The sequence below is a fragment of the Catenulispora sp. EB89 genome, assembly GCF_041261445.1.
Taxonomy (GTDB): Bacteria; Actinomycetota; Actinomycetes; order Streptomycetales; family Catenulisporaceae; genus Catenulispora.
Genome location: NZ_JBGCCU010000020.1, coordinates 165,887 through 189,923, shown reverse-complemented (window position 1 = coordinate 189,923; position 24,037 = coordinate 165,887). Strand labels below are relative to the sequence as shown.

21 protein-coding genes are annotated in these 24,037 nt (G+C 72.4%); 16 read left to right on the top strand and 5 right to left on the bottom strand.

Features of this window, described 5'->3' with window-relative positions:
* The first annotated feature begins 54 nt into the window (after positions 1–54).
* The 7 genes from steA to ABH920_RS34465 all read left to right on the top strand — a co-directional run bounded on the left by steA (position 55) and on the right by ABH920_RS34465 (position 9,266).
* Positions 55–1,251, top strand: coding sequence for a putative cytokinetic ring protein SteA (gene steA / locus ABH920_RS34495; RefSeq protein WP_370353439.1), 1,197 nt, complete (start codon positions 55–57; stop codon positions 1,249–1,251).
* Positions 1,252–1,481: 230 nt separating this feature from the next.
* Complete coding sequence (locus tag ABH920_RS34490; protein ID WP_370353438.1) at positions 1,482–2,477, top strand: copper transporter; 996 nt, start codon at positions 1,482–1,484, stop codon at positions 2,475–2,477.
* A gap of 36 nt (positions 2,478–2,513) precedes the next feature.
* Positions 2,514–3,680: a hypothetical protein gene (locus ABH920_RS34485; protein ID WP_370353437.1), complete on the top strand. Its 1,167-nt coding sequence runs from the start codon at positions 2,514–2,516 to the stop codon at positions 3,678–3,680.
* Entirely contained in the window at positions 3,673–5,562 is a 1,890-nt protein-coding gene (locus ABH920_RS34480; protein WP_370353436.1) for a lipid II flippase MurJ, read from the top strand. Before ABH920_RS34485 ends, ABH920_RS34480 begins: the two co-directional genes overlap by 8 nt.
* Positions 5,559–6,566 carry a glycosyltransferase family 4 protein gene (locus ABH920_RS34475; protein WP_370353435.1) on the top strand — a complete coding sequence of 336 codons (1,008 nt, stop codon included), beginning with the start codon at positions 5,559–5,561 and terminating at the stop codon, positions 6,564–6,566. Before ABH920_RS34480 ends, ABH920_RS34475 begins: the two co-directional genes overlap by 4 nt.
* Before the next feature lie 209 nt (positions 6,567–6,775).
* Entirely contained in the window at positions 6,776–8,497 is a 1,722-nt protein-coding gene (locus ABH920_RS34470; RefSeq protein ID WP_370353434.1) for a CTP synthase, read from the top strand.
* Between the two features lie 148 nt (positions 8,498–8,645).
* Entirely contained in the window at positions 8,646–9,266 is a 621-nt protein-coding gene (locus ABH920_RS34465; protein ID WP_370353433.1) for an NUDIX domain-containing protein, read from the top strand.
* Positions 9,267–9,490: 224 nt separating this feature from the next.
* Here the strand turns inward: ABH920_RS34465 and ABH920_RS34460 are convergent, their stop codons facing one another.
* The gene (locus ABH920_RS34460; protein WP_370353432.1) at positions 9,491–10,444 is read right to left on the bottom strand and encodes an aldo/keto reductase; all 954 of its coding nucleotides are present in this window, start codon (positions 10,442–10,444) and stop codon (positions 9,491–9,493) included.
* Positions 10,445–10,575: 131 nt separating this feature from the next.
* Between ABH920_RS34460 and ABH920_RS34455 the strand changes: the two genes are divergently transcribed.
* From ABH920_RS34455 to ABH920_RS34445, 3 genes are all read left to right on the top strand, one after another.
* A complete protein-coding gene (locus ABH920_RS34455; protein WP_370353431.1) occupies positions 10,576–11,493 on the top strand; it encodes a helix-turn-helix transcriptional regulator in 918 nt (305 codons plus the stop codon).
* Between the two features lie 62 nt (positions 11,494–11,555).
* Complete coding sequence (locus ABH920_RS34450; protein WP_370353430.1) at positions 11,556–12,332, top strand: HAD family hydrolase; 777 nt, start codon at positions 11,556–11,558, stop codon at positions 12,330–12,332.
* Between the two features lie 47 nt (positions 12,333–12,379).
* Positions 12,380–13,183 carry a metallophosphoesterase gene (locus ABH920_RS34445; protein ID WP_370353429.1) on the top strand — a complete coding sequence of 268 codons (804 nt, stop codon included), beginning with the start codon at positions 12,380–12,382 and terminating at the stop codon, positions 13,181–13,183.
* 34 nt (positions 13,184–13,217) lie between these two features.
* Here the strand turns inward: ABH920_RS34445 and ABH920_RS34440 are convergent, their stop codons facing one another.
* Both ABH920_RS34440 and ABH920_RS34435 read right to left on the bottom strand, forming a co-directional pair.
* Positions 13,218–14,420, bottom strand: coding sequence for a methyltransferase (locus ABH920_RS34440; RefSeq protein WP_370353479.1), 1,203 nt, complete (start codon positions 14,418–14,420; stop codon positions 13,218–13,220).
* Positions 14,421–14,425: 5 nt separating this feature from the next.
* Positions 14,426–15,406: a magnesium and cobalt transport protein CorA gene (locus tag ABH920_RS34435; protein WP_370353428.1), complete on the bottom strand. Its 981-nt coding sequence runs from the start codon at positions 15,404–15,406 to the stop codon at positions 14,426–14,428.
* 181 nt (positions 15,407–15,587) lie between these two features.
* Here ABH920_RS34435 and ABH920_RS34430 point away from each other — a divergent pair, with 181 nt between their 5' ends.
* The 5 genes from ABH920_RS34430 (at position 15,588) to mshC (ending at position 20,329) form a co-directional block, all read left to right on the top strand.
* Positions 15,588–16,298 carry a histidine phosphatase family protein gene (locus ABH920_RS34430; RefSeq protein WP_370353427.1) on the top strand — a complete coding sequence of 237 codons (711 nt, stop codon included), beginning with the start codon at positions 15,588–15,590 and terminating at the stop codon, positions 16,296–16,298.
* Between the two features lie 65 nt (positions 16,299–16,363).
* Complete coding sequence (locus tag ABH920_RS34425) at positions 16,364–16,930, top strand: DUF3090 domain-containing protein (protein WP_194916913.1); 567 nt, start codon at positions 16,364–16,366, stop codon at positions 16,928–16,930.
* Positions 16,927–17,790 carry an SCO1664 family protein gene (locus ABH920_RS34420; RefSeq protein ID WP_370353425.1) on the top strand — a complete coding sequence of 288 codons (864 nt, stop codon included), beginning with the start codon at positions 16,927–16,929 and terminating at the stop codon, positions 17,788–17,790. Before ABH920_RS34425 ends, ABH920_RS34420 begins: the two co-directional genes overlap by 4 nt.
* A gap of 89 nt (positions 17,791–17,879) precedes the next feature.
* Complete coding sequence (locus ABH920_RS34415) at positions 17,880–18,836, top strand: GNAT family N-acetyltransferase (RefSeq protein WP_370353424.1); 957 nt, start codon at positions 17,880–17,882, stop codon at positions 18,834–18,836.
* 179 nt (positions 18,837–19,015) lie between these two features.
* A complete protein-coding gene (mshC, locus tag ABH920_RS34410; RefSeq protein WP_370353423.1) occupies positions 19,016–20,329 on the top strand; it encodes a cysteine--1-D-myo-inosityl 2-amino-2-deoxy-alpha-D-glucopyranoside ligase in 1,314 nt (437 codons plus the stop codon).
* A gap of 22 nt (positions 20,330–20,351) precedes the next feature.
* On the opposite strand, the gene ABH920_RS34405 is transcribed toward mshC, so the two are convergent.
* Entirely contained in the window at positions 20,352–21,929 is a 1,578-nt protein-coding gene (locus ABH920_RS34405; RefSeq protein WP_370353422.1) for an MFS transporter, read from the bottom strand.
* A gap of 23 nt (positions 21,930–21,952) precedes the next feature.
* Between ABH920_RS34405 and ABH920_RS34400 the strand changes: the two genes are divergently transcribed.
* Positions 21,953–22,825 (top strand): winged helix-turn-helix transcriptional regulator, encoded by an 873-nt coding sequence (locus ABH920_RS34400; RefSeq protein WP_370353421.1) that lies wholly within the window; start codon positions 21,953–21,955, stop codon positions 22,823–22,825.
* Positions 22,826–23,026: 201 nt separating this feature from the next.
* Here ABH920_RS34400 and ABH920_RS34395 read toward each other — a convergent pair whose 3' ends face one another.
* Entirely contained in the window at positions 23,027–23,935 is a 909-nt protein-coding gene (locus tag ABH920_RS34395; RefSeq protein WP_370353420.1) for a PAC2 family protein, read from the bottom strand.
* Positions 23,936–24,037: the final 102 nt, after the last annotated feature.

The window sequence follows — 24,037 nt, the reverse complement described above, 5'->3', positions numbered from 1 at the left end:
CCGGCCAATCCCTTACCGCCGCCGCAGCCGGACGTGCGACGATGAGCGCCAGTGATGACGCACTCTCCGCACCGTCCCCGACGCCGAGCCCAGGCCCGCCAGCCAGATTTGCCGGGTCTTTCCGGCGTTGCCCGCGTGGACCGCCGCACCAAGGACCTGACCAAGCGCCTGCGGGCCGGCGAGATCGCTCTCATTGACCACGTCGACCTGGACGGCCCGGCCGCCGAGGCGCTGTTGGCCTGCAAGCCCGCGGCCGTGGTGAACGCTGCCAAGTCGTTGTCCGGCCGCTACCCGGCGATGGGCCTGGAGATCCTGCTCTTGGCCGGCATCCCGGTGGTCGACGAGGTCGGGTCGGCCGTGCTGGAGCGGATCTGCGAGGGCGACATGGTGCGCCTGGACGGCAACGTCATCCTGCGCGGCAGCACCCCGGTCGCGGTCGGCAAGGCCGTGGATCTGGACGAGGTCGTCGAGGCGCTGGCCGAGGCCCGCTCGACGGTCTCGGAGCAGATCGAGGCGTTCACCGCGAACACCATGGAGTACCTGCGCGCCGAGCGCGACCTGCTGTTCGACGGTGTCGGCGTCCCGGACATCACCACCGAGCTGGACGGCCGCCACGTCCTGATGGTGGTTCGCGGCACGCACCACAAGGACGACCTGGCGGTGCTGCGTCCCTACATCCGCGAGTACCGGCCGGTGTGCATAGGGGTCGACGGCGGCGCCGACGCGCTGCTGGAGGGCGGCCACAAGCCGGACATCATCGTCGGCGACATGGACTCGGTCTCCGACGAGGCGCTGGGCTGCGGCGCGGAGCTGATCGTGCACGCCTACCCGGACGGAACCGCCCCGGGCCTGGACCGCGTCACCAACCTGGGGCTGCCGTGCGTGCTGTTCCCGGCGGCCGGCACGAGCGAGGACGTGGCGATGCTGCTGGCCGACGACAAGGGCGCGACCCTGATCGTCGCCGTCGGCGGCCACACCAACCTGGTGGAGTTCCTGGAGAAGGGGCGCGGCGGGATGGCCTCGACGTTCCTGACCCGGCTGCGCGTGGGCGGCAAGCTGGTGGACGCCAAGGGCGTCTCGCGGCTGTACCGCAGCCGCATCTCCAACGCGTCCCTGGCCGCGCTGGTGCTCGCCGCGCTCACCACGATCATCGCCACGCTGCTGGTCTCGCCGGCCGGGAAGGGGTACCTGACCGTGCTGGGTTCGCTGTGGGACGACTTCGTGTTCTGGCTGCGGAGTTCGTTCTCGTAGGCCACCACGAGGTGAGCGCGTAGGCTTCACCTGACTTGCCTGACTTGACCTGTCGTTGAATCGAGACCGATTCGTCTGTGAGCTGGGAGACACGTGCGGCGACGACGGCCCGAAGGGCGCTCGTGGAGTGATCCACTGCCGATGGCGGCCCCCGCGCGCCCGGCAGGTATCGGGGCTGTTCTCAGTGGGGAACGAGGCGGTTCCCCCTTGCGGCTGCGGGGACTGTTCACTTGATCGACTTCCGCTACCACGTCGTCTCCATCGTCGCCGTCTTCCTCGCCCTCACCGTCGGCCTGGTCATCGGGTCCTCCTACCTGAGCAAGGTCGCCTACGACGAGCTGAACAACCAGCTCTCCTCCCTGCGCGGCCAGAACCAGGCGCTGCACAGCACCCAGAACGAGCTCGACAACCAGGTCCGCGACCGGGACAGCCTGATCGCCGCGCTGGGCCCGGACGCCGTCGCCGGCAAGCTCGCCGGCCACTCCGTCGCTGTGGTGATGCTCCCCGGTGCCGACGGCTCCAGCGGCGACGCTCTGGCCGCGCTGCTCGGGAAGGCCGGAGCGCAGGTCACCGGCGAGGTGACGCTGAAGTCCGCGCTGCTGGACCCGGGCCAGGCCACGAAGCTGGCCGCCACCGGCGCGAAGCTCCCGGCCGCCGAGCGCGGGGGAGAGCAGCTGCCGACCCCGTCGGCCTCCGCGACGTCCGGCACGCCGGCCCCGGTGGTCGCCATGGCCGACATCGCCGGCGCGGTGGTACACCGCATACCGGCGAACTCCTCCGGCATCGGCGAGCAGAAGATCACGGACCAGGCGTCCCAGGACGTGCTGACCGCCTACAGCGACGCGGGGTTCGTCGACGTGAAGGCGGCCAGCGCGACCTCGGCGGACCTGGTGGTGGTGCTGGCCCCGCCGGCCCCGTCCTCGGGCTCCGCGGGCAACGACGCCGCCGACGCGCTGTACCTCGGCTTCCTGAAGGACCTGACCGGCGGCGGCCGCTCGCTGGGCGCGGTCCTGGCCGGCCCGGCGTCCTCGGCGGCGAGCCCGGGGCTGCTGGCCGCGGCGCTGAAGGACGGCTGGGTGTCGAAGAACGTGTCGACCGCGGACACCGCCGACCAGCCCTCGGGCCGCATCATCACGGTGTTCGCCCTCGCCGAGGCCGCCGGCGGCAAGACCGGGCACTACGGACTCACCGGGACGGCCGACGGGCCGCTGCCGGACCTGCACTGAGGCCGGTGGCGGGCCGGTATGCGGAGGGGATTTCGGGTGAGTGGGAATCGGGCGGCAGGGGCATCGGACGGCGGGCCGGGGGACCGGCTGGCGAAGCTGATCAGCGGCGCGAACACGCCGACTGCGGCCGCGGACCGGTTGAGAGCGGCGATCACCGTCCTGGAACTCCGCCCTCGGCGAGGATCCTCCGACGCGAGTCGTTCGGCGATCGGCGCGAACACGCCGGCTGCGGCCGCGGACCGGTTGAGAGCGGCGATCACGGTCCTGGAACTCCGCCCTCGGCAAGGATCCTCCGACGCGAGTCGTTCGGCGATCCGCCTCCGCGCACGAGGTAGCGTCGAGCAGGTGGTTGGTGTCGGCGGTGTCGTGGCGGCCGCCGCGGTCGGCGGGGGCGTGGCGCGCGGTGCCTATCGCCTGCTGAACGCACGGCCTCCCGGTGGCCGGGAGCGCTGGGTCCGCAAGAACAACCGCGGCCGCGAAGTCACCCTGCTCGAAGGCCCCGCCGTCGCTCTCGGCATCGCCGCGGCGTCCCTCCTCGTCCCCGGTGTGCCCGCCTCGGTGCGGCTCGCCGGCTGCGGTGCGGCACTCGGTGCCGGCGCCGTCGGGCTCTACGACGACCTCAACGAACGCGGCGCGGCCAAGGGCTTCCGCGGCCATCTCAGCGCGCTGGCGCACGGCGAGGTCACCACCGGCGCCGTCAAGATCCTCGGCATCGGCGCCACCGGTCTGGCCGCCGGCGCCGTCGTCCGCCGCGATCCGCTCGACCGTGTGCTGGCCGGCCTCGTCGTCGCGGGGGCGGCCAACGTCGTGAACCTCTTCGACCTGCGCCCCGGACGCGCCACCAAAGCCGCGGTCATCGGCGCGGGCGGCGGCCTCCTGCGCGAGGTCTTCACAGGTAGATCGAGCTCTGGGCTCCTCACGGCGGCGGCACTCGGTGCCGCCGCAGCGCTTCTCCCTGAAGACCTCGGCGAGCAGGCCATGCTCGGCGACTGCGGGGCCAACGCACTCGGTGCCGCACTCGGTGTCGCGGCGGCCGCACGCGCCTCGCGTCCCGGCCTCGTCGTCCTGGCCGCCGGCCTCGTCGCGCTCACCGCGGCCAGCGAGAAGGTCAGCTTCACCAAGGTCATCGCCGCGACGCCGCCCCTGCGCGCGCTCGACGAGTGGGGCCGGATCCCGAAGCGGAGCGAGACCGCGGATGGCTGACGTCCAGATCGATCACGACCAGGCCGAGGTGGTCGCGCCGAAAGCCGCCGCCGAGTCCTCGGTGCCGCAGCAGCACGCGGACCCGAGCCCCGCGAGCCTTCAGAACCCCGCGAGCTCTCAGAACCCCGCGAGCTCTCGGAACGCCGCGAGCCCCCCGAGCCCTCAGAACACCCCGGATCCTCAAAGCCCCCCAAGCCCGCGCGCCGTCCGCCTCCCGCGCCGAGCGAACACCCTCCTCGGTGCCGCCGTCCTCATCGCCATAGCGACCGTCGCCTCCCGCGTCGTCGGCTTCGGCCGCTGGCTCGTCTTCTCCCACACCGTCGGCGCCGGCTCCCTGGCCGACGCCTACAACTCCGCGAACCAGCTCCCCAACATCGTCTTCGAGATCACCGCCGGCGGCGCCCTGGCCGGCGTCGCCGTCCCGCTCCTGGCCGGCCCGCTCACCGGCGGCGACGGCCCGGCCGACCGGGCCCGCGCCTCCCGCATCGTCTCGGCCCTGCTGACCTGGACGCTGGCCATCCTCATCCCGCTGTCGGCGACCGGCGTCGCGCTGGCCGGTCCGATGGGCCACATCCTCGGCAGCGGCCACGGCCCCTACTACACGGACCAGATCAGCCGCTTCCTGATCTTCTTCCTCCCGCAGATCCCGCTCTACGGCGCCGCGGTCGTCCTCGGCGCGACCCTGCAGGCCGACCGCCGCTTCCTGGCCCCGGCCCTGGCCCCGCTGCTGTCCAGCCTGGTCGTCATCGCCTCCTACACGGTCTTCGCCTTCCTGGACCGCGGACGCGGCGCGCACCTGCGCGACCTGCGCCGCCTCCCCGAGCTCGTCCTGGCGCTCGGCACGTCCGCGGGCGTCCTGATCCTGGTCCTGTCGCTGCTGCCAGCCGTGCGCCGCGCGAAGTTGAACCTGCGCCCGACGTTCCGCTTCCCCGAAGGCGTCGCCCGCAAGGCCCGCTCCCTGGGCGTCGCCGGCGTCGCGACCCTGATCGCGCAGCAGCTCGCGGTCCTGACCATCGTCCTGCTCTCCAACGCCGGCCACGCCTCCACCGGCACCCTCACCGTCTTCAACCTGGTCTGGGCCGTCTACTCGCTCCCGTACGCGGTCCTCGCGGTCCCGGTCGCGACCAGCGCCTTCACGGACCTGTCCGCCAAGTGGGCGGCCGGGGACCGCCGCGGCTACGCGCACGGCGTCGCCGCCACCACCCAGGCCGTCGTGATCTTCTCCGCGGCCGGCGCCTCGGTCCTGGCCGCCGCCGCGTGGCCCACGGCCCGGCTGTTCCTCACCGCGCGCCACGGCACCGGCGGCAGCGTCACCGTCGAGATGATGGGCCAGGGCCTGACCGCCTTCGCCCCCGGCCTGATCGGCTACGGCCTGCTGGCCCACCTCAGCCGCGCGCTCTACGCCTGCGGCCGGGGCCGCGCCGCCGCCACCGCGGTCTGCGCCGGCTGGTTCACCGTGCTGGCCGCCGACCTGACGCTGGTCGAACTGATGCCCGGCGAGGACGCGGTCATCGCGCTGGGCCTGGGCAACATCCTGGGCATGACCGTGGCCGGCGCCGCGCTGCTCGCCGCCGTCCGCCGCGGCGTCGGGCGCGACGCGCTGGCCGGCGTCGGGCGTGCCGGGCTGGTCGCGGCGTTGGCCGCGGCCGTCGCCGCACCGATCGGGATGCTGCTCGCCGCGCTGCCCGGCGCCACCGGCCCGCTGCGGGCGATGCTGATCGGCGCGACGACCGCGCTGCTGACCATCGCGCTGTTCGTCGGCGTCGCCGTCGTCGCGGCCAAGCGGCTGCTGCCCGACACCGAGTGCGGCAAGTGGCTGCGCGCACCCATCGAGTACGGGTACCGATACCGGAACCGGCGCGGCCGGAGGTCCCCGCAATGAGCACGCACGCCCTGCGGATCCTGCTGGTCCGCCCCGAGAGCACCGGCGGCATCGGCGTCCACGTCGACAGCCTCACCCGGGCCCTGCGCGAGGTCGGCCACGACGTCCGCACCCTGGTCGCCACCGGCACCGGCGCGATACCCGCGATCCGGCACGCGGCCCGCCAGGCGCAGGCCGACGTGGTCCACGCGCACGGCCTGCGCGCCGGCGCCGCGGCGTGTCTGGCGACCCGCAAGCGCACCGTGGTGACCCTGCACAACGCGCCTTCCAACCGCGCCGGGGAGATGCTGCTGCGGCTGATCGCGCAACGCGCCGACGCCGTCCTGGCCGCCTCGCACGACCTGGTCGCCACCGCGACCAGGGACGGCGCGAAGAACGCCTCCTTCGGCCCGGTCGTGGCCCCCGCCCTGCCCGCGCCGACGCTGCCCACGCCGGAGGTGCGCGGCGCGCTCCGCCGCGAACTCGGCCTGGCCGCCGACGACGAGCGCCGCCTGGTCCTGGCCGTCGGCCGGCTGGCCCCGCAGAAGGACTATGACACCCTTCTCAAAGCATTGATAATAATCCGGGAGCGATTCGGCGCCGCGGGCGTACCGCCGGTCGCCATCGCGGGCGAGGGGCGGCAGCGCTCCGTGCTCCAGTCCATCATCGACGCGCACGAGCTCCCGGTCGCGCTGCTCGGCCACCGCGCCGATATCGCCGATTTGTTGCGGGCCGCCGACATGTTCGTGATGTGCAGCACCTGGGAGGCCCGGCCGCTGGCGTTGCAGGAGGCGCTGCGGGCCGGCGTGCCGAGGGTGATCGCGACCGACGTCGGCGGCGTCGCGGAGGTCACCGCGGGTTTTCTGCCGCTGATCCGGCCCGGGGACCCCGAGGCGCTGTCCCGGGCCCTCCTGGACACCTCCGCGTCCCCGGCGCCGCCCAAGCCCGACTGGGACGCGCTGTGGCCGAGCCCTGAGGAAGAACTGTCCGCGGTGCTCGCCGCGTATGCGGCAAACCGATCATGAACGGGATGTTGCCGACACCTGTCCGACATGATCGACCCGTGAGCCCCGGGCCCCGCAACTGCTGATATCCTGGTCTCCCGTGGATGACAGGTGCAGGCTACGCCGCCCCGACACGGACGACGCCCCCTCCGGCACCGCATCGCCCACCGCTCTCCTCATCGAGCAGCGCCCTCTTTAAGTTTTCACCAGCGATCCGCGGGAGCCCCCCTTTGGCACATCAGACGAAACACCTGTTCGTAACCGGGGGCGTCGCCTCCTCCCTCGGCAAGGGCCTGACCGCCTCCTCGCTGGGCGCCCTGCTCAAGGCCCGGGGTCTGCGGGTCACCATGCAGAAGCTGGACCCCTACCTGAACGTCGACCCGGGCACGATGAACCCGTTCCAGCACGGCGAGGTGTTCGTCACCGACGACGGCGCCGAGACCGACCTGGACGTCGGCCACTACGAGCGCTTCCTGGACACCGACCTGCACGGTTCGGCCAACGTCACCACCGGCCAGGTGTACTCCGCGGTGATCGCCAAGGAGCGGCGCGGGGAGTACCTGGGCGACACCGTCCAGGTGATCCCGCACATCACCAACGAGATCAAGTCCCGGATCCGGCGCATGGGCGGCGACGAGGTCGACATCGTGATCACCGAGGTCGGCGGGACCGTCGGCGACATCGAGTCGCTGCCGTTCCTGGAGGCCGCGCGCCAGCTCCGGCACGAGGTCGGCCGGGAGAACGTGTTCTTCCTGCACGTCTCGCTGGTGCCCTACATCGGCCCGTCGGGGGAGATGAAGACCAAGCCGACCCAGCACTCGGTGGCCTCGCTGCGCAGCATCGGCATCCAGCCGGACGCCATCGTGTGCCGCGCCGACCGGCCGATCAGCCAGGCCATCAAGCGCAAGATCTCGCTGATGTGCGACGTGGACGAGGAGGCCGTGGCCGCGGCCGTGGACGCGCCGTCGATCTACGACATCCCCAAGGTCCTGCACACCGAGGGCCTGGACGCCTACGTGGTGCGCCGGCTGAACCTGCCGTTCCGCGACGTGGACTGGACGCAGTGGGACGACCTGCTGCGCCGGGTGCACGAGCCGGACCACGACCTGACCGTCGCCCTGGTCGGCAAGTACATCGACCTGCCGGACGCCTACCTGTCGGTGAGCGAGGCGCTGCGGGCCGGCGGCTTCGCCAACTCCGCGCGGGTGAACATCCGATGGGTCCCCTCCGACGAGTGCGCCACCGACGAGGGCGCGGCCAAGCACCTGACCGGCGTGGACGCGATCTGCGTGCCCGGCGGCTTCGGCGTGCGCGGCATCGAGGGCAAGGTGAACACGGTCAAGTACGCCCGCGAGAACCTGATCCCGCTGCTGGGCCTGTGCCTGGGCCTGCAGTGCATCGTGATCGAGGGCGCCCGCAACCTGGCCGGCATCCCCGCGGCCAACTCCGCGGAGTTCGACGAGGCCACCCCGGACCCGGTCATCTCCACCATGGCCGACCAGCGCGACATCGTGGCCGGCCAGGGCGACCTGGGCGGCACCATGCGCCTGGGCCTGTACCCGGCCAAGCTCGGCGAGGGCACGATCGTGCGCGACCTGTACGCCGGCGCCCCCTACATCGAGGAGCGCCACCGCCACCGCTACGAGGTGAACAACGCCTACCGCCCGCGTCTGGAGGAGGCCGGCCTGGTCTTCTCCGGCACCTCTCCGGACGGCCGCCTGGTGGAGTTCGTCGAGCTCCCGCGCGAGACGCACCCCTTCCTGGTCGGCACGCAGGCGCACCCCGAGCTGCGCTCGCGCCCGACCCGGCCGCACCCGCTGTTCGCCGGCCTGATCGCGGCCGCGGTCGAGCGCTCGAAGGGCGTGGCGACCGCCGCGGCCGCGAGCGCCGCCGCGACCGCTGCGGCGACCGCGGCCGGTGAGGCGCTGGCCGAGACGGCTGCCGGCGCCTGAGGCGCGGGCAGGGAGCACGACACCGCGCCCCGGCGTTCGCGCCGGGGCGTTCGTCGTCCCCGCCGCCCCCGAACGGGCCGTCGCGATAGGCTGGCGATCATCGATGTCCACTCATCGAATCCGCGACACACACAGCCCCAGGAGCGTGATGGAGATCCGCGACGAACCGGAGAAGTGGCCGGTCCTGGCCTCCGAGGAGAAGTTCCGGGGGCATGTGATCTCCATCCGGACCGACACCGTGGAGATGGTGGACGGCAAGGTCGCCGAGCGCGACTACGTCGTGCACCCCGGCGCGGTCGGCGTCGTGGCGCTGGACGAGGCGGACCGCGTGCTGCTGGTGCGCCAGTACCGGCACCCGGTCGGCTGGCGGCTGTGGGAGCTGCCCGCCGGGCTGCTGGACCACCCCGGCGAGAACCCGCTGGAGGCGGCGCAGCGCGAGCTGTACGAGGAGACGCACCAGCAGGCCGAGGACTGGCGCGTGCTGGTCGACCTGTTCACCACCCCCGGCGGCTCGGACGAGGCGATCCGCGTCTACCTGGCGCGCGGCGTGCGCGAGGCCGACGGCGAGCAGTTCGCGCGCGAGCACGAGGAGGCCGACATGGCCGTCGTGTGGGCCGACCGCTCCGAGGTGACCAAGCTGATCCTGGCCGGGGAGCTGCACAACCCGCTTACTGTGGCCGGCGTGCTGGCGCTGACCACCGCGATCACCACGAACGCCCTGGACGACCTGCGGCCGGCCGACGCGCCCTGGCCGCAGCGGCCTTTCTAGGCGCCGGCTCGGCGGGAGCGCGGCGCGGGCCCAGCGCCCAGCGCCAGCTTGGCGCACGCTCGCCGGGGCCCAGCGCCGGCCCAGCACGGGCCCAGCGCCAGCTTCGCGCACGCTCGCCGGGGCCCAGCACGGGCTCGCCGCGCGCTTGCTACGGGCCGGTGCAGCGCCGCGGTAGCCGGTCCGCCGACGGCTACTGCTTGACGGCTGCTGCTAGACGGCTGCCGCTACATGTCGTGCTCCCAACTCCCGCGCGTGTCGACGTCAGTGGCGTCCGCCAGCGCCTCCAACTCCGCGATCTCCTCGGCGGCGAGCGCGAGGCCCTGAGCACGGACCAGCCCGTCGAGGTGATCCGCCTTCGTGACCCCGATGATCGGGGTGCTCCCCTTGGCGATGGCCCAGGCGGTGGCGACGTCGGCGGCGGACGCGCCCCGACCTTCGCCGATCGCTCCCATCCGGTCCGTCAGGGCCTGGAGCTGGGGCAGGATGCCGTTGTACACGGCCGCCCGGCTGCTGCCCTCCGGCAGCGGACGGGACGCGCTGTACCTGCCGGTCAGCGCCCCTTGTTCGAGGACCATGTAGGCAAAGAACCACACGTCGTGCTCGCGGCAGTGCTCAAGAATGCCCGCACGCTCGGAGCTCCGGTACAGAAGGCTGAAGTGGTTCTGGACCGCCTCGACACGGAAGCCGGCCTCGCCGAGGATCTGATCGGCGAGAGCGATCTCCTTCAGGTTGTGGTTCGAGACGCCGACATGCCTGATCCTGCCGCTGCGCAGCAACGGAATCAGCAGCGGTGTCCACCGTGCCACATCGGCGGGGTTGTGGATCCAGTACAGATCCACGTAGTCCGTGCCCAGCCGGTCCAGGCTCTGCTCCAGCATGTCCGCGACCGGATCGTCGCCGTCCCCGGCGATCTGCGGGGTGAACTTCGTCGACAGCTGGTACTCGCTGCGGTCGTAGCCCTTCAGCGCCTGAGCCAGGACCGTCTCCGAGTGCCCCATGCCGTAGACGGCCGCGGTGTCCCACAGGGTGAACCCGTTCGATTGCGCCTTGTCGACGACCTCGCGCAGGCCGGACGCGGTCAGCCGGCTGCCGAAGTAGCCGTCGCCCGCCTCGCCGCTGTCTCCCCAGGCCCAGGTGCCCAGCGCCGCGGCCGGCGCGGTCAGCGTCTTGCTCGTCATGTCTCCTACCTCCATTGGTTCTACGTTCGATCTCCAGCAGACCCTGATCGCCGCCACCGGAGAAGGTCGCCTTTATAGGGGGTACGAGCTCAACCCCCCTCGCGCCGTGACCAGCGGCTACCGTGAATGCCATGGACCAGCAGCCAGGAAACCGCGGCGAGATCCGGGACTTCCTCGCCAGCCGGCGCGCCAAGATCACCCCGGCGCAGGCCGGGCTGCCGGCCGGCACCCGGCGCCGGGTCGCCGGGCTGCGGCGCGAGGAGGTCGCCGTCCTGGCCGGAGTGAGCACGGAGTGGTACACGCGGCTGGAGAAGGGGCACATCGGCGGCGTGTCCGAAGACGTCCTGGACGCGGTCGCGCGCGCCCTGCGGCTGGACGACGACGAACGCACCCACCTGTTCGACCTGGCCCGGTCGTCGCGGCCGAAGCGCCGCACGCCGTCGCGCCGCCGCGACGTCGAGGTCCCGCCCCGCGTCCAGTGGCTGCTCGACGCCATGACGATGTCCTCGGCGTTCGTCCGCAACGGCCGCACGGACGTCGTCGCCGGCAACCCCCTGGCCGGAGCCCTGCACGCGCCGATGTACGACAGCGCCACCGTCGACCGTCGCGGCCGCCCCAACATCGCCCGCTTCATCTTCCTCGACCCCGGCGCGCGCGACTTCTTCGTCGACTGGGACGCCGCCGGCGACGCCACCGCCGCCCTGCTGCGCGCCGAGGCCGGGCGCGAGCCGCACGACCGGGCGCTGCGCGAACTCGTCGGTGAGCTGTGCACCCTCAGCCCCGAGTTCCGCGGCCTGTGGGCCGCGCACGACGTCCTGATCCGGCACGACGGCGTCAAGCAGCTCCAGCACCCCGACGTCGGCCACCTGGAACTGACCTTCCAGTCCCTGGACCTGCCGCTGTCGCTGTCCCGCCAGGCCGTGCACACCCTGATCACCTACACCGCCGAACCCGGCAGCGCGTCCGAAGACCGGCTCAAACTGCTCGCCAGCTGGGCCGCGACGCGATCGCCGGCGGCAGAGCCCACCGGCCACGCCACCGCTTCTTAGCCCGGGTCGTTCTGCTCCGGCCTCCCGCGCCAGGCCTCCTGCGCCGGGCCTAGATTGTGGTGATGGAGACAAAGCCTGCGGCGATGGAGCCCACCTCGCCACCCCCTTTCGCCGCGGTCGTCATCGACTTCTTCGGCACGCTCACCCACAGCGCCTCCGACGAGGTTTGGTTCCAGGCCGCGGCGGCCAGCGCCGCACCGCTCGGGCTCCCCGTGGAGCAGTGGCGCGAGACGCTGTCCGACTCCTTCGTCGAACGCGCCACCGGAGCTCTCGGCGACCTGTCGGAGACCTTCCGCGCCCTGGCCCGGCGCTGCGGGATCGAGCCGTCCGACAGCGCTCTCGCCGAGGCGTGCGAGGCCCGGGTGAGGGCCCAGAACGGGCTGTTCGTCTTCCGTGACGACGCGCCCGAGGCCCTGCGCGTCCTCAAGACCCGCGGCTACCGCCTCGGCCTGCTCAGCGACTGCACCCCGGAGCTGCCGGTCGCGTGGCCGCGCCTGGCCGTCGCCGGCTACTTCGACACCGCCGTGTTCTCCTGCGACGAGGGCCTGAAGAAGCCGAACCCGGCCTTCTTCCACCTGGTCTGCGACCGCCTCGGCGTGGCTCCCGCCGACTGCCTCTACGTCGGTGACGGCGGCTCGCGCGAGCTCACCGGCGCCGCCGCCGTCGGCATGACGCCGGTGATGCTGCGGGCCGCGGACTGGCACGGCAACAGCGCGCACGACCGCGAGGACGACTGGCCGGGCCCGGAGATCGCCTCCTTCACCGAGCTGATCAGCGTGATCGACGCCCCCGGTCTCAGTGCTCGGTCACTTCTCGCCCACCATCAGGACCGCGATTAGGCTTGAATCCCGGAAACAGCCGATTCGCCGTCCCGGGGAGGACCAAGATGTCCCTCGAGTTCTACGGTCCCGCGTCGTGGGAGGGCCAGGCCAAGCGGTACGGGCCGGTGGAGCGGGTGGCGGTGCTGTCCGACGTGCACGCCAACCTCCCCGCGCTGCGCGCGGTGCTCGCCGAGCCCGATGTCGCCGCCGCCGATCTGGTGGTCTTCAACGGCGACCTGACCTGGGGCGTCGACCCCGACGGCGCGGTCGCGATCGTCAAGAGCCTGGGCCGCCGGGCGGTCTGCGTGCGCGGCAACAGCGAGCGCTACGTCCGGCAGATCGCCACCGGCGCCTACACCCCGGCCAACCCGCGCCAGGAGTGGGTCCCGGCCCGGCACGGCACCGGATCGCTGGCGTTCGTCGGCTCGTTCCCGTTCAGCGTGGTCGTGGATGTCCGCGGCCTGGGCCCGGTGCGCTTCTGCCACGGTTCCCCGCGCAGCGACAACGAGGCCGTGACCCCCGGCACCCCGGCCGAGCGCTTCGCCGAGATGACCGCCGGCATCGAGGAGGACGTGCTGGTCACCGGGCACACCCACCTGCAGTTCGACCGCTTCGTCGGCACCCGCCGCAGCATCAACCCCGGCAGCGTCGGCCTGCCGTACCACCGCGACGAGCCGGGCCTGGCCTACTGGGCGCTCCTCGGCCCCGACGTGCAGCTGCGCACCACCCGCTACGACGTGCGCGAGTCGGTGGCCGCGATCGAGGCGGCCGGCGACCCGGGGCAGGCGCGGATCGCGGAGCTGCTGCTCAAGCCGCCGACGCCGGAGGAGATCATCGCCGAGGCCGAGCAGGCGGTGTTGGTGGATTGAGTGTTGGTGGACTGAGGTCGACTGGGGAGCCTGCTCACCGACGCACGGCCCGCAGCACCACGAACTTCGGATTGCTCCCCACGACCTCGCAGTTCCCGAACAACCGCTTCAGTTTCAGGTGGTAGCCCAGGTGCCGGTTGCCCACCACCCACAGCTCCCCGCCGCGCCGCAGCGCCGCCCGCGATCCGGTGAACATCCGCCACGCGGTCGCATCGGTCGTGGCCTGGTGGCTGTGGAACGGCGGGTTGTTCAGCACCAGATCCACGCTGTCCGGCTCGAAGCCGTCCATCCCGTCGCCGGCCCGGAACTCCGCCTCGTGCGTGCCCGGCGGGAACGATGCCTCGAACGTGGCGCGCGCCGAAGCCAACGCCTGGTACGACTCGTCGACGAACGTCACGCTCGCTTTCGGGCTCGCCAGCGCCGCCGCCAATCCCACGACCCCGTTGCCACACCCCAGATCCACGATCCGCGCCGCATCGGACCGGCCTGCATCGGACCGGTTCGGCAGATGCTGGAGGAACAACCGTGTCCCGATGTCCAGATGGTCGGCCGAGAACGTCCCCGGGTAGTTCACCACGGAACGCCCGCTCGCGACCCCGATGCCATCAGGAAGCTGATACGTCAGCGGCCAAGGGTTCTCTCCGCGCGGCAACGCCGGATCCGGCTCGCAGAAGATCAGCCGCGCCTTGCGCACCGCCAAAGACGTTCGCGTCGGCCCCAGAATCCGTTCAAAAGCCTGAAGCGTCGACGTATGGATCTCGGCGACCATCCCGGTGCCCACGATCCGCGTCCCCGGCCCGACGAACGGCCGCAACCGCCACAGCTGGTCCTCCAGCAGCGCCAACGACTTCGGCACCCGCACCAGCAGCACGTCGATCGGCGCCGGGACCTCCGCGCCGTCCCCCGCGCCGAACTCCGCGCCGAAATCCTCCGCGCTCGAAGCCAGCACCACCTCCGGCAGCGAATGCCCGTTGCGCGCCAGGTTCGCGGCCGTGGCCTGCTGCCCGAGGAACGAATCAGAGATCTGCGTCACGTGCGCCCCGGTCAGCGCCAGCGACGTGGTGAGCGCGCCCCACCGGTCGCCGAGCACCACGACCCGGCCGAGCAGGCCCGCGCGCTCCGATCCGTCGTCGAGGTGCCGCAGCAGGTACTCGTCCGCCGCGTCCCAAGCCCGCAGCCGCTCCCGCGCGTCCTCCGGGAACCGCGTCAGCTCCAGCTCGCCGGGCGGCACCGGCACCTCGCTCACAGCCACTTCGCCCGCTTCAACAGCACGTACAGCACCACGCACGCCGTGGCCATGATCCCCAGCACCACGTAGTACGAGTAGTGGTAGTGCAGCTCCGGCATGTCGTCGAAGTTCATCCCGTAGATCCCGGCGATCGCCGTCGGCACCGCCAGAATCGCCGCCCACGCGGAGATCCGCCGCATGTCGTCGTTCTGCTGCACCGACACCCGCGACCGGTCCGCCTCCAGCATGTGGTCCAGCAGCTCGTTCCACTCCCGCGCGCCGTCCGTGGCGCGCAGCACGTGGTCGGCGACGTCCCGGAAGTACGGCTGGGTCTCCTTCGCGATCCAGTCCTCCTCCCCGGCGACCAGCGCCTTCGTCGGCATCACCAGCGGCAGCACGGCGCGCGCGAACACGATCGCGTTGCGCTTGAGCGCGTAGATCGGGCCGCCGTAGTCGCCGCGGACGGGGGAGAAGACCTCGGTCTCCAGCTCGTCGATCGAGTCCTGCATCAGCTGCGCGTAGCCGCTGTAGGAGTCGACGATCAGGTCCGCGACCGCGTACAGCACCGCGCTGGGCCCGAGCTGCAGCAGCTCCGGCTCGGCCTCGACCCGGTGCCGCACCCCCGACAGCGGGTTGGCCGCGCCGTGCCGGACGGTGACGATGAAGTTCTCGCCGAGGAACACCGAGATCTCGCCGAGCTGCAGCGGATGGTGCGGATCGGACTCCAGCAGCGTCTTGAACACCAGGAACGTCGAGCCCTTGTAGTGCTCCAGCTTGGGCCGCTGGTGCGCGCTGACCGCGTCCTCCACGGCCAGCGGATGCAGTCCGAACTCGCGCGCCACCAGGTCGAACTCGTCCGGCTCCGGCTCGAACAGCCCCAGCCACAGGAACGCCCCGGGATCCCCGCAGCTCCTGGCCTGTTCCAGCGCGTCCGAGAGGTCCTCGGGCGCGGCCACGCGGCGGCCGTTCTGGTAGGTGGCACAGTCGACGATCATGCGGGCGATTATCCCGCAGGCCGGGCGGCGCGGCGGAATCCGCTCCGGCGGCCAGGCGGAATCCGGTCCGGCGGTCGGCGGTCGGCGCGATCCCGTCCGGCCGCGTGGCGCCGATCCGGTCCGGCCTCACGGCGCGAATCCGATCCGCCGCCGAGGCGGCTCAGGTCGTAGGGTGAGCCCTGTGACCCTGGTACTCCTGATCCGCCACGGCCGCACCACGGCCAACAGCTCCGGCGTCCTCGCCGGCTGGACCAAGGGTGTGCGCCTGGACGAGCGCGGCGAACAGCAAGCCGGCGAGCTGGCCAAGCGGCTGGCCGAGGTGCCGCTGTCGGCCGTGGTGAGCTCCCCGCTCGAGCGCTGCCGGCAGACCTCCGACATCGTGCTGGCCGGCCGCGAGAGCGTGCCGGTGCACCTGGACGAGCGGATCGGCGAGTGCCGCTACGGCGACTGGACCGGCCGGCCGCTGGCCGAGTTGGCCAAGGAACCGCTGTGGAAGGTCGTGCAGGGGCATCCTTCCGCCGCGCGCTTCCCCGGGCCCGAGGGCGAGTCGATGGCCGACATGTCCGCGCGTGCGGCGGCCGCGGTGCGGGAATGGAACACCCTGATAGCGGCCGAACACGGACCGGAGGCGGTGTGGGCGGTGTTCTCGCACGGCGACGTCATCAAGGCCTTGGCCGCCGACGCCCTGGGCCTGCACCTGGACCAGTTCCAGCGCATCACCTGCGATCCGTGCTCGGTCACCGCCGTGCGCTACACCGAGATGCGGCCGTTCGTCGTGCGCCTGAACGACGTCGGCGGCGACCCGGCGCCCTACAAGCCGGCCCCCGAGCGTTCGCCTACAGCGGACGCGGACGCCGCAGTGGGGGGCGGCGCGGGCGCCGACAACGCATGAACGCATAGGCTTGATTGCGGGGCCCACGAGAGGGCCTGAGCGCGAAGCTTGTAGGAGGAAACACGGTGTCACGGGAACTCTTCGTCTACGACCCCCCGGAACGGTTCGTCGCCGGCACCGTCGGACTCCCCGGGCACCGCACCTTCTACCTGCAGGCGGCCTCCGGCGGCCGGATCACCTCCGTGGCGCTGGAGAAGGAGCAGGTCGAGGCGTTGGCCGAGCGGCTGGACGACCTGCTGGACGAGGTCGTGCGCCGCTCCGGCGGGGCCGCCCCGGTCCCGGCGATCGCGCCGTTGGAGCTGGCCGACGACAAGCCCCTGGAACAGCCGGTCTTCGAGGAGTTCCGGGTCGCGGCCCTGGCGCTGGCCTGGGACGGCGAGACCCAGCGGGTGGTGATCGAGGCCATGGCGCCGATGGAGGGCGAGGGCGAGCCGCCGCTGGGCGACATGGAGGCCGACGGCCCGCCGACCATGGTGGTCCGGCTCACCGGCGCGCAGGCGCGGGCGTTCACCTCCCGCGCGAAGGCCGTGGTCTCGGCCGGCCGGCCGCCGTGCCCCTTCTGCTCGCTGCCGCTGGACCCCGAGGGTCACGTCTGTCCGCGCTCCAACGGCTACCGGCGGCGCGCGGCTTGAGCACCCCCGGAGCGGACGCCGCGGCCGAGCAGGACCTGGATCCGGCCGGGGTGCGGCAGGTCCTGACGAGCGGCGAGCTGGCCATCACCGGCCGGCTCACCAACGCCTCCAACGCCACGCTCTACGGCACGGTGGCCCTGGACGGCGTCAGCCTGACCTGCGTGCACAAGCCGGTGGCCGGCGAGCGCCCGCTGTGGGACTTCCCCAACGGCACGCTGGCCGCCCGCGAGGTCGCCGCCTACGAGCTGTCGCAGGCCACGGGCTGGCGCATCGTGCCGCCGACGGTGATGCGCGAGGGCCCCTGGGGCCCGGGCATGTGCCAGCTGTGGATCGACACCCCGGACGAGGACGAGCACGACCTGCTCGCGCTGCTGCCGGAGGACTTCGACGTCGACCCGGCCGACGAGGCCGCGGCCCAGTGGCGCCCGGTGTTGTCGGTGGAGCTCGGCGACGGCCGCCCGGCGGTGCTGGCGCACAAGGCCGACGAGCGCCTGCGCCGCATCGCGGCCTTCGACGCGGTGGTGAACAACGCCGACCGCAAGGGCGGGCACCTGCTGGTCGGGATCGCCGAGCCGGAGCACGTGTACGGCATCGACCACGGGCTGACCTTCAACGTCGACGACAAACTGCGCACCCTGCTGTGGGGCTTCAGCAGCGAGCCGCTGGGCGAGGAGGTCCGCGAGGTGCTGGTGAAGCTGGACCGGGACGTCGAGTCCGGCGGCCTCGGCGGCCGGCTGGCCGGGCTGCTGGACGCCGAGGAGGTCGCCGCGACCCGGGGGCGCATCAGGGAACTGCTGGAGACCGACCGGATACCGGGGCCCGAGGGGCGTCGGCGCCCGGTGCCCTGGCCGCCTTTCTGACCGCTGCTTCTGTGCCGCTGCTTCCGAATCGCTGCTTCCGAACCGAGCGGGCCGCTAGTGTGTCTGGCGGCTTGGGAGGGAGGAGTTTGGTGGAGCAGACTCCGGAATTGCTCGCGGCACATCAGGCGCGGCGTGCGGCATTCGATCCGTTGTTGGCGCGGTCGGAACCGCTTCCCCCGCCCGGGAAACGGGATACGGCACTGAGCTGCCCCGGCGGCGTGGCGCTGGTGCGGAACGTGGACAGCGATCCGGACACCTGGGGCTACACCTTCTTCGCGGCCCACGAGAGCAAGCTGGTGCCGAAGGTCGACGGACCCGGCGCGTTCGCCGAGCTGTTGGATCTGTGGGCCGAGCAGGACGAGTTCCGGCCGGGCCCGGACAGCATCGCCACCATCACCTGGCCCTCGCGCGACACTGAGATGTCGCGGGCCTTGGTCGAGCGTGGATTCACGCCGCAGGCGATCCTCGCGGTGCGGCTCGCCGGGCAGCCGATACCCGGGCCGTCGTTCCCCGGGAACACCGGCTCCGGCGTCGTGGTCCGGCGCGCCAAGCCCCGGGACACTGAAGCCGTGACCCGGCTGTGGCTCGAGCAACTGCGCTGGGACGCGCAGTTCGGTTACGTCGCGATCCGGCCCTCCACCCCGTCCGGCCTGGCCGAGCAGGTCGCGCAGGCCGTCGGCGGCGAGGAGAAGCGGGCCTGGATCGCCGAGCGGGACGGGGCGGCGGTCGGGCTGATCGTGGTCCAGCCGCCGGAGAACGCCAGCTGGGCCGCGCACCTGATCCGCGTCGCTCCGGCCGCATACCTGAACTGCGGAGCCGTCACGGCGGGGGAGCGGGGCGGCGGCGTCGGGAGCGCGCTGGTCCGCCACGTCCACGCCGAGCTCGACGCCGAGGGCATCGGCGCGGTCCTGCTGCACTACACGGCCACGAATCCGCTGTCCGTGCCGTTCTGGAGCCGGTGCGGATACCGGCCGCTGCTGACCGCCTGGACCCGGGGGACGGTCGGACCCGGCGGAGCCGGCGAGACCGGCGAGACCGTTGGCTGAGACGCGCTGAGACGCCCCGAGTCCGTCCCTCGACCTCCCGCCGCCTCTGGAACAAACGCCACCCTTCGCTCCGTTGCCCCTGGTGCCTGCCCTGCCCGAGGGCGGCAGGCTGCGGCTCCGTGCCGCCGTCCGCACCCGCACCCGGCACCGTCCGCGCCGATCCCGATAGGATCATCCGCATGCACGCATGGCCCGCCCCCGAGGTTCCTGACCTGCCCGGTCACGGCTCTGCCGTCCGGCTCCACGACACCGCCGCGCAGGGCCTGGTGCCCACGCCGGCGGCGGCCCCCGGCGAGGCGGCCCGCATCTACGTGTGCGGCATCACGCCCTATGACGCGACCCACATGGGACACGCCAACACCTACCTGGCCTTCGACCTGATCCAGCGGGCGTGGCTGGACGCCGGGCACCCGGTGTCCTACGTGCAGAACGTCACCGACGTCGACGACCCGCTGCTGGAGCGCGCCCTGGCCACCGGCCAGGACTGGGTCCGCCTGGCCGAGTCCGAGACCGCCCTGTTCCGCGAGGACATGACCGCGCTGCGCATCCTGCCGCCGCAGCACTACGTCGGCGCGGTGGAGTCCATCCCGCTGGTCGTGGACCTGGTCGTGAAGCTGCTGGAGCGCGGCGCCGCCTACGACGTCGACGGCGACATCTACTTCTCGGTCCACGCCGACCCCGCCTTCGGTTCCGTGGCCCACCTGGACACCCCCGAGATGCTCACCACCTTCGGCGAGCGCGGCGGCGACCCGGGCCGTCCCGGCAAGAAGAACGCCCTGGACTGTCTGCTCTGGCAGGCCGAACGCGAGGGCGAGCCGTCCTGGGAGCCCGGCGAGGCGGCGCGCGCCGCCGGCCTGAAGCCGGGCCGCCCCGGCTGGCACATCGAGTGCGCCGCGATCGCCCTGGAGCACCTGGGCATGGGCATCGACCTGCAGGGCGGCGGCAGCGACCTGGCCTTCCCGCACCACGAGATGGGCGCCTCGGAGGCGCAGGTGGTCACCGGCGAGCGGCCCTACGCGCACACCTACGTGCATTCCGGCATGGTCGGCCTGGACGGCGAGAAGATGTCGAAGTCCAAGGGCAACCTGGTCCTGGTCTCCAAGCTCCGGCACGCCGGCGTCGACCCGATGGCGATCCGCCTGGCACTGCTGGCGCACCACTACCGCACCGACTGGGAGTGGACCGACGCCGACCTGGCCGCCGCCGAGGTGCGCCTGGCGCGCTGGCGCGCGGCGGTGTCGCGGCCGGACGGCGTGCCGGCCGACGACGTGCTCGCCGCGGTGCGCGAGCGGATCGCCGACGACCTCGACACGCCGGGGGTGCTGGCGGTGATCGACGGGTGGGTGGCCCGGCAGGAGGCCGCGGACGCTGCGGATTCCACGTCGGCTTCGGCTTCCACGTCGGCTTCCGCTTCGGCTTCGGCCGAGCGGAACATGGCAGCGCCGGGCCAGATCAGCCGGATCACCGACGCGCTGCTCGGCGTAGCGCTCTAAGCAGTTTGCCTTCGGGCTCCCCTCACCCCTCAGCGATGTCTCGCCGCGCGCGGATCGGACTGGTCAGCACCACCGCCGGCACGGCGAGAGTCGCGGCGGCGGTCCACCACAACGCCGCGCGCGGCCCGTACCAGGACGCGACGGTCCCGGCGGCCAGCGCGCCGACCGGGATCACGCCCCAGGAGACGAAGCGCACCGTCGCCATCACCCGCGGCAGCAACGCGGTCGGCGTCGCGATCTGCCGGTAGGTGCGCGTGACGATGCTGGCCACGACGACCGTCCCGGCGAACGCGGCGTTCCCGAGCGCGAACACCCCCGCGGCCCAGCCGTGTCCGGCCAACGGCATCAACGCGTAGCCGAACGGCAGCGCCAATGACGCGAGGAGCAGCGCCCGCCCGGTCCCGATCCGCCGCGTCAGCCGCGGCGTCAGCGAGGCCCCGAGCAGACTCCCCAACCCCTCCGCCGCCATCATCGCCCCGACCCACGCGGCACCCAACCCGAGCGTGCGCACCAGGAACAGCGGCGTGAGCGCCATCAACGCGCCGCAGATGAAGTTCATGGACGTCGCGATCCACAGATTCGCCCGCTGAACGGGCTCGCGGATGAGGAAGTGCCAACCCTCCCGAATCGAGGCGCGCACAGTCACCCGGACCGCACCCGGATCGGCGACGACCTTCGGCGGCCGCGGCACGTTCCACAGCAAGAGCGCTGATATCAGGTAACTGACGACGTCCACGACGATGGCGACCGCCGCCCCGACCGCCTGCACCAAAGCCCCGCCCAACGACGGCCCGGCGAGCGTCGTCACCGCCTCGGCCCCCGAGGTGAGGCTGTTGCGCGCAGTGAGCTCCTCCTTGTCCACGAGGAACGGCAGCATCGTGGCGTTCCCGACGTCGAAGATCACCGACGCCACCCCCACGACCAGCGCGACCACCACCAACTGCGTCACCGTCACCGAACCGAACCACCACGCCAACGGCACCGAAGCCAAAGCGAGCGCCCGCACCAGATCCATCGCCACCTGCGTCCCCCGCAACGGCAGCCGCCCGACGAGCACCCCCGCAGGCAACCCCACGACAGCCCACGCCGCGTATCCCGCCGCGGCGACGGCGCCGACCTCGAAGCTGGTCGCGTGCGCCGCCGCCAACGCCGTCAGCGGCAGCGCGACGGTGGTCACGGCGGTGCCGACGCGGCTGACCGTCGAGCCCGCGAAGTAGCGCCAGAACCAGGAGCGGGTGGCGTCCGGTGGCGCGCTGGGCGGCGGTGCGGCGCTCGCGTGATCCGGTGGGGCGCTGACCTGCGGTGCGGCGCTCGCGTGATCCGGTGGGGTGCTGCGCGGCGGTGCGGCGCTTGCGCGATCCGGTGGGGTGTTGGCCTGCGGTGCGGCGCTCGCGTGATCCGGTGGCGCGCTGGCCTGCGGTGCTGCGGCCGTGTCGCCTGCGTGTGCCCTGTCCGGCGGCGGGGCCGTGCCATCTGGCTGTGCGCTGGCCGGCTGTGTGATGGCAGACCGTGTGCTGTTCTCGCTGTCCGTCTGCGCGTCGGCGCTCACGTGTGCCCCTCCCCAGAGTTGGTTCCCATTGTGAACTGACTGAGTTCCCATTGTGAATCGACTATACTGGCCCCGTGAAGTACACCCGCATCGCGGACACCGACTGCTCCATCGCGCAGGCGCTCGACGTCGTCGGCGACTGGTGGACGCTCCTCGTCGTGCGCGATGTCGCCGGCGGCGTCACCCGCTTCTCCGACCTCGCCGACGAGCTCGGCGTCAGCCGCAAGGTGCTCACCGAGCGGCTGGCGATGCTCGTCGAGCGCGGCGTCCTGGAGCGGCGTCAGTACTCTGATCGCCCGCCGCGCTTCGAGTACCACCTCACCGACGCCGGGCGCGGGCTGCTCCCGGTGCTGATCGCGCTGCAGAACTGGGGTGCGCAACACGTGATGGGCGACGGGACACTCACCGGCACCTCCGAACCCGCCTCCGCCGAGGCGCGCCGGGTCCGGGCGCTGGTCGGCGCCGGTATTCCGGCGCTGACACTCCCGGCCGGCGACGGCACGCCGACCGATCCGGTGTCCGCCGGCGCCAAGTGGACGGTCCTGTACACCTTCCCCGGCTCGCCGTCCGTCGAGCCCGGCCTGGCTCCCGGCTGGTCCGACGTCCCCGGCGGCCCCGGCTGCACGCTCGAAGCCCGCACCTTCCGCGACCGCCTGCCGGACTTCGTCGCGGCCGACGCCGCCGTCATCGGGGTCTGCACGCAGCGTCCCGAGCAACTGGCCCGGTTCGCCGAAGCGGAGAACCTGCCGTTCCCGCTGCTGTCCGACCAGGCGCTCGATCTCGCCGCCGCCCTCCGCCTGCCCACGTTCCGGGCCGCCGGCGCCGACCGCCTCAAGCGCGCGACGCTCATCGTCGACGCGTCGCGCACCATCCGCGGCACGCTTTACCCCGTCCCGGACCCGGCGGCCTCCGTCGACGAGGCGCTGCGCCTCATCGCAGGATTCTGAGGTACCTCAGACGAAAGCGTGCCGCGGCCGGCTCGCGATCCGAACGATCCGGATGATTCGAACGTTCCGAACGTTCCGGATCCCTCGCGAGCCGGCCGCAGCGCGCACGGCCTTCAGTCCAGCAGTCCATCAGTCCAGCGGTCTTTCAGCCCAGCAGCCCGGCGGCCCCAGCTCGGTTTCCCGCTGGCCGCCGAACAGGCCCTACCCCTCCTCCGACGACCCCCGCCGCCGCTCCTGCCGTCGCAGATACCGCTCGAACTCCCGCGCGATCGCCTCGCCGCTGGCTTCCGGCAGATCGGCGGCGTCCTCGTTGTCCCGCTGCTCCTCCAACGTCCGCACGTACTCCCCGACCTCGGCGTCGTTCTCCGCCAGCTCGTCCACGCCGGCCTCCCATGACTGCGCCTCCTCGGCCAGCCGCTTGGTCGGCACCGACAGGTCGAGCACGTCTTCCAGCCGCCGCAGCAGCGCCAACGTCGCCTTCGGCACCGGCGGATGCGCCACGTAGTGCGGCACCGCGGCCCAGAACGACATCAGCGGGATGCCCGCGAAGTGGCACGCCTCCTGGAACACCCCGGTGATCCCCACCGGGCCCTCGTACGTCGGCGGCTCCACGTCGAACAACGCCTGGTACGCCTCGTCCGAGCTGGTCCCGGTCACCGGCGTGGCCCGGGTGTGCGGCACGTCGGCCAGGTACGCGCCCAGCGTGATGACCTGCCCCACCCCCAGATCCCGCGCCAGCCCCAGGATCTCCTCGCAGAACGACCGCCAGCGCATGTTCGGCTCCACACCGTGCACCAGCACCAGATCCCGCGGCTCCTCATGAGCGTCCCCGGGCAGCAGCCGCGCCGGCGCCCGCACGACGGAGAACCGCGTCGTCGGCCAGACCACCTGCCGCCGATCCTCCACCGAAGCCACTATCGGCCGATGCACCTGGTAGTCGTAGTAGTCCTCCCCGTCCAACGCCGCGAACACCCGCCCGCCCCCGGCATAGGCCTCGGCCAGGTGCTTCACCGCGTTGGAAGCCGCCTCCCCGGCGTCGTTCCACCCCTCGAACGCGCAGATCGCCACCGGATCCACCAGGCCGGGCACATCGCCACTGAATTCGATCATCGACCTGGCCTTTCGCCTTGTGCGAACCTGTCGTTCGAGCCGCCAGGGCCGGCATCCCGCGTGGTGTCCGGGTTGAGGTCTTCTCTGGTCAGCATGGTCGCC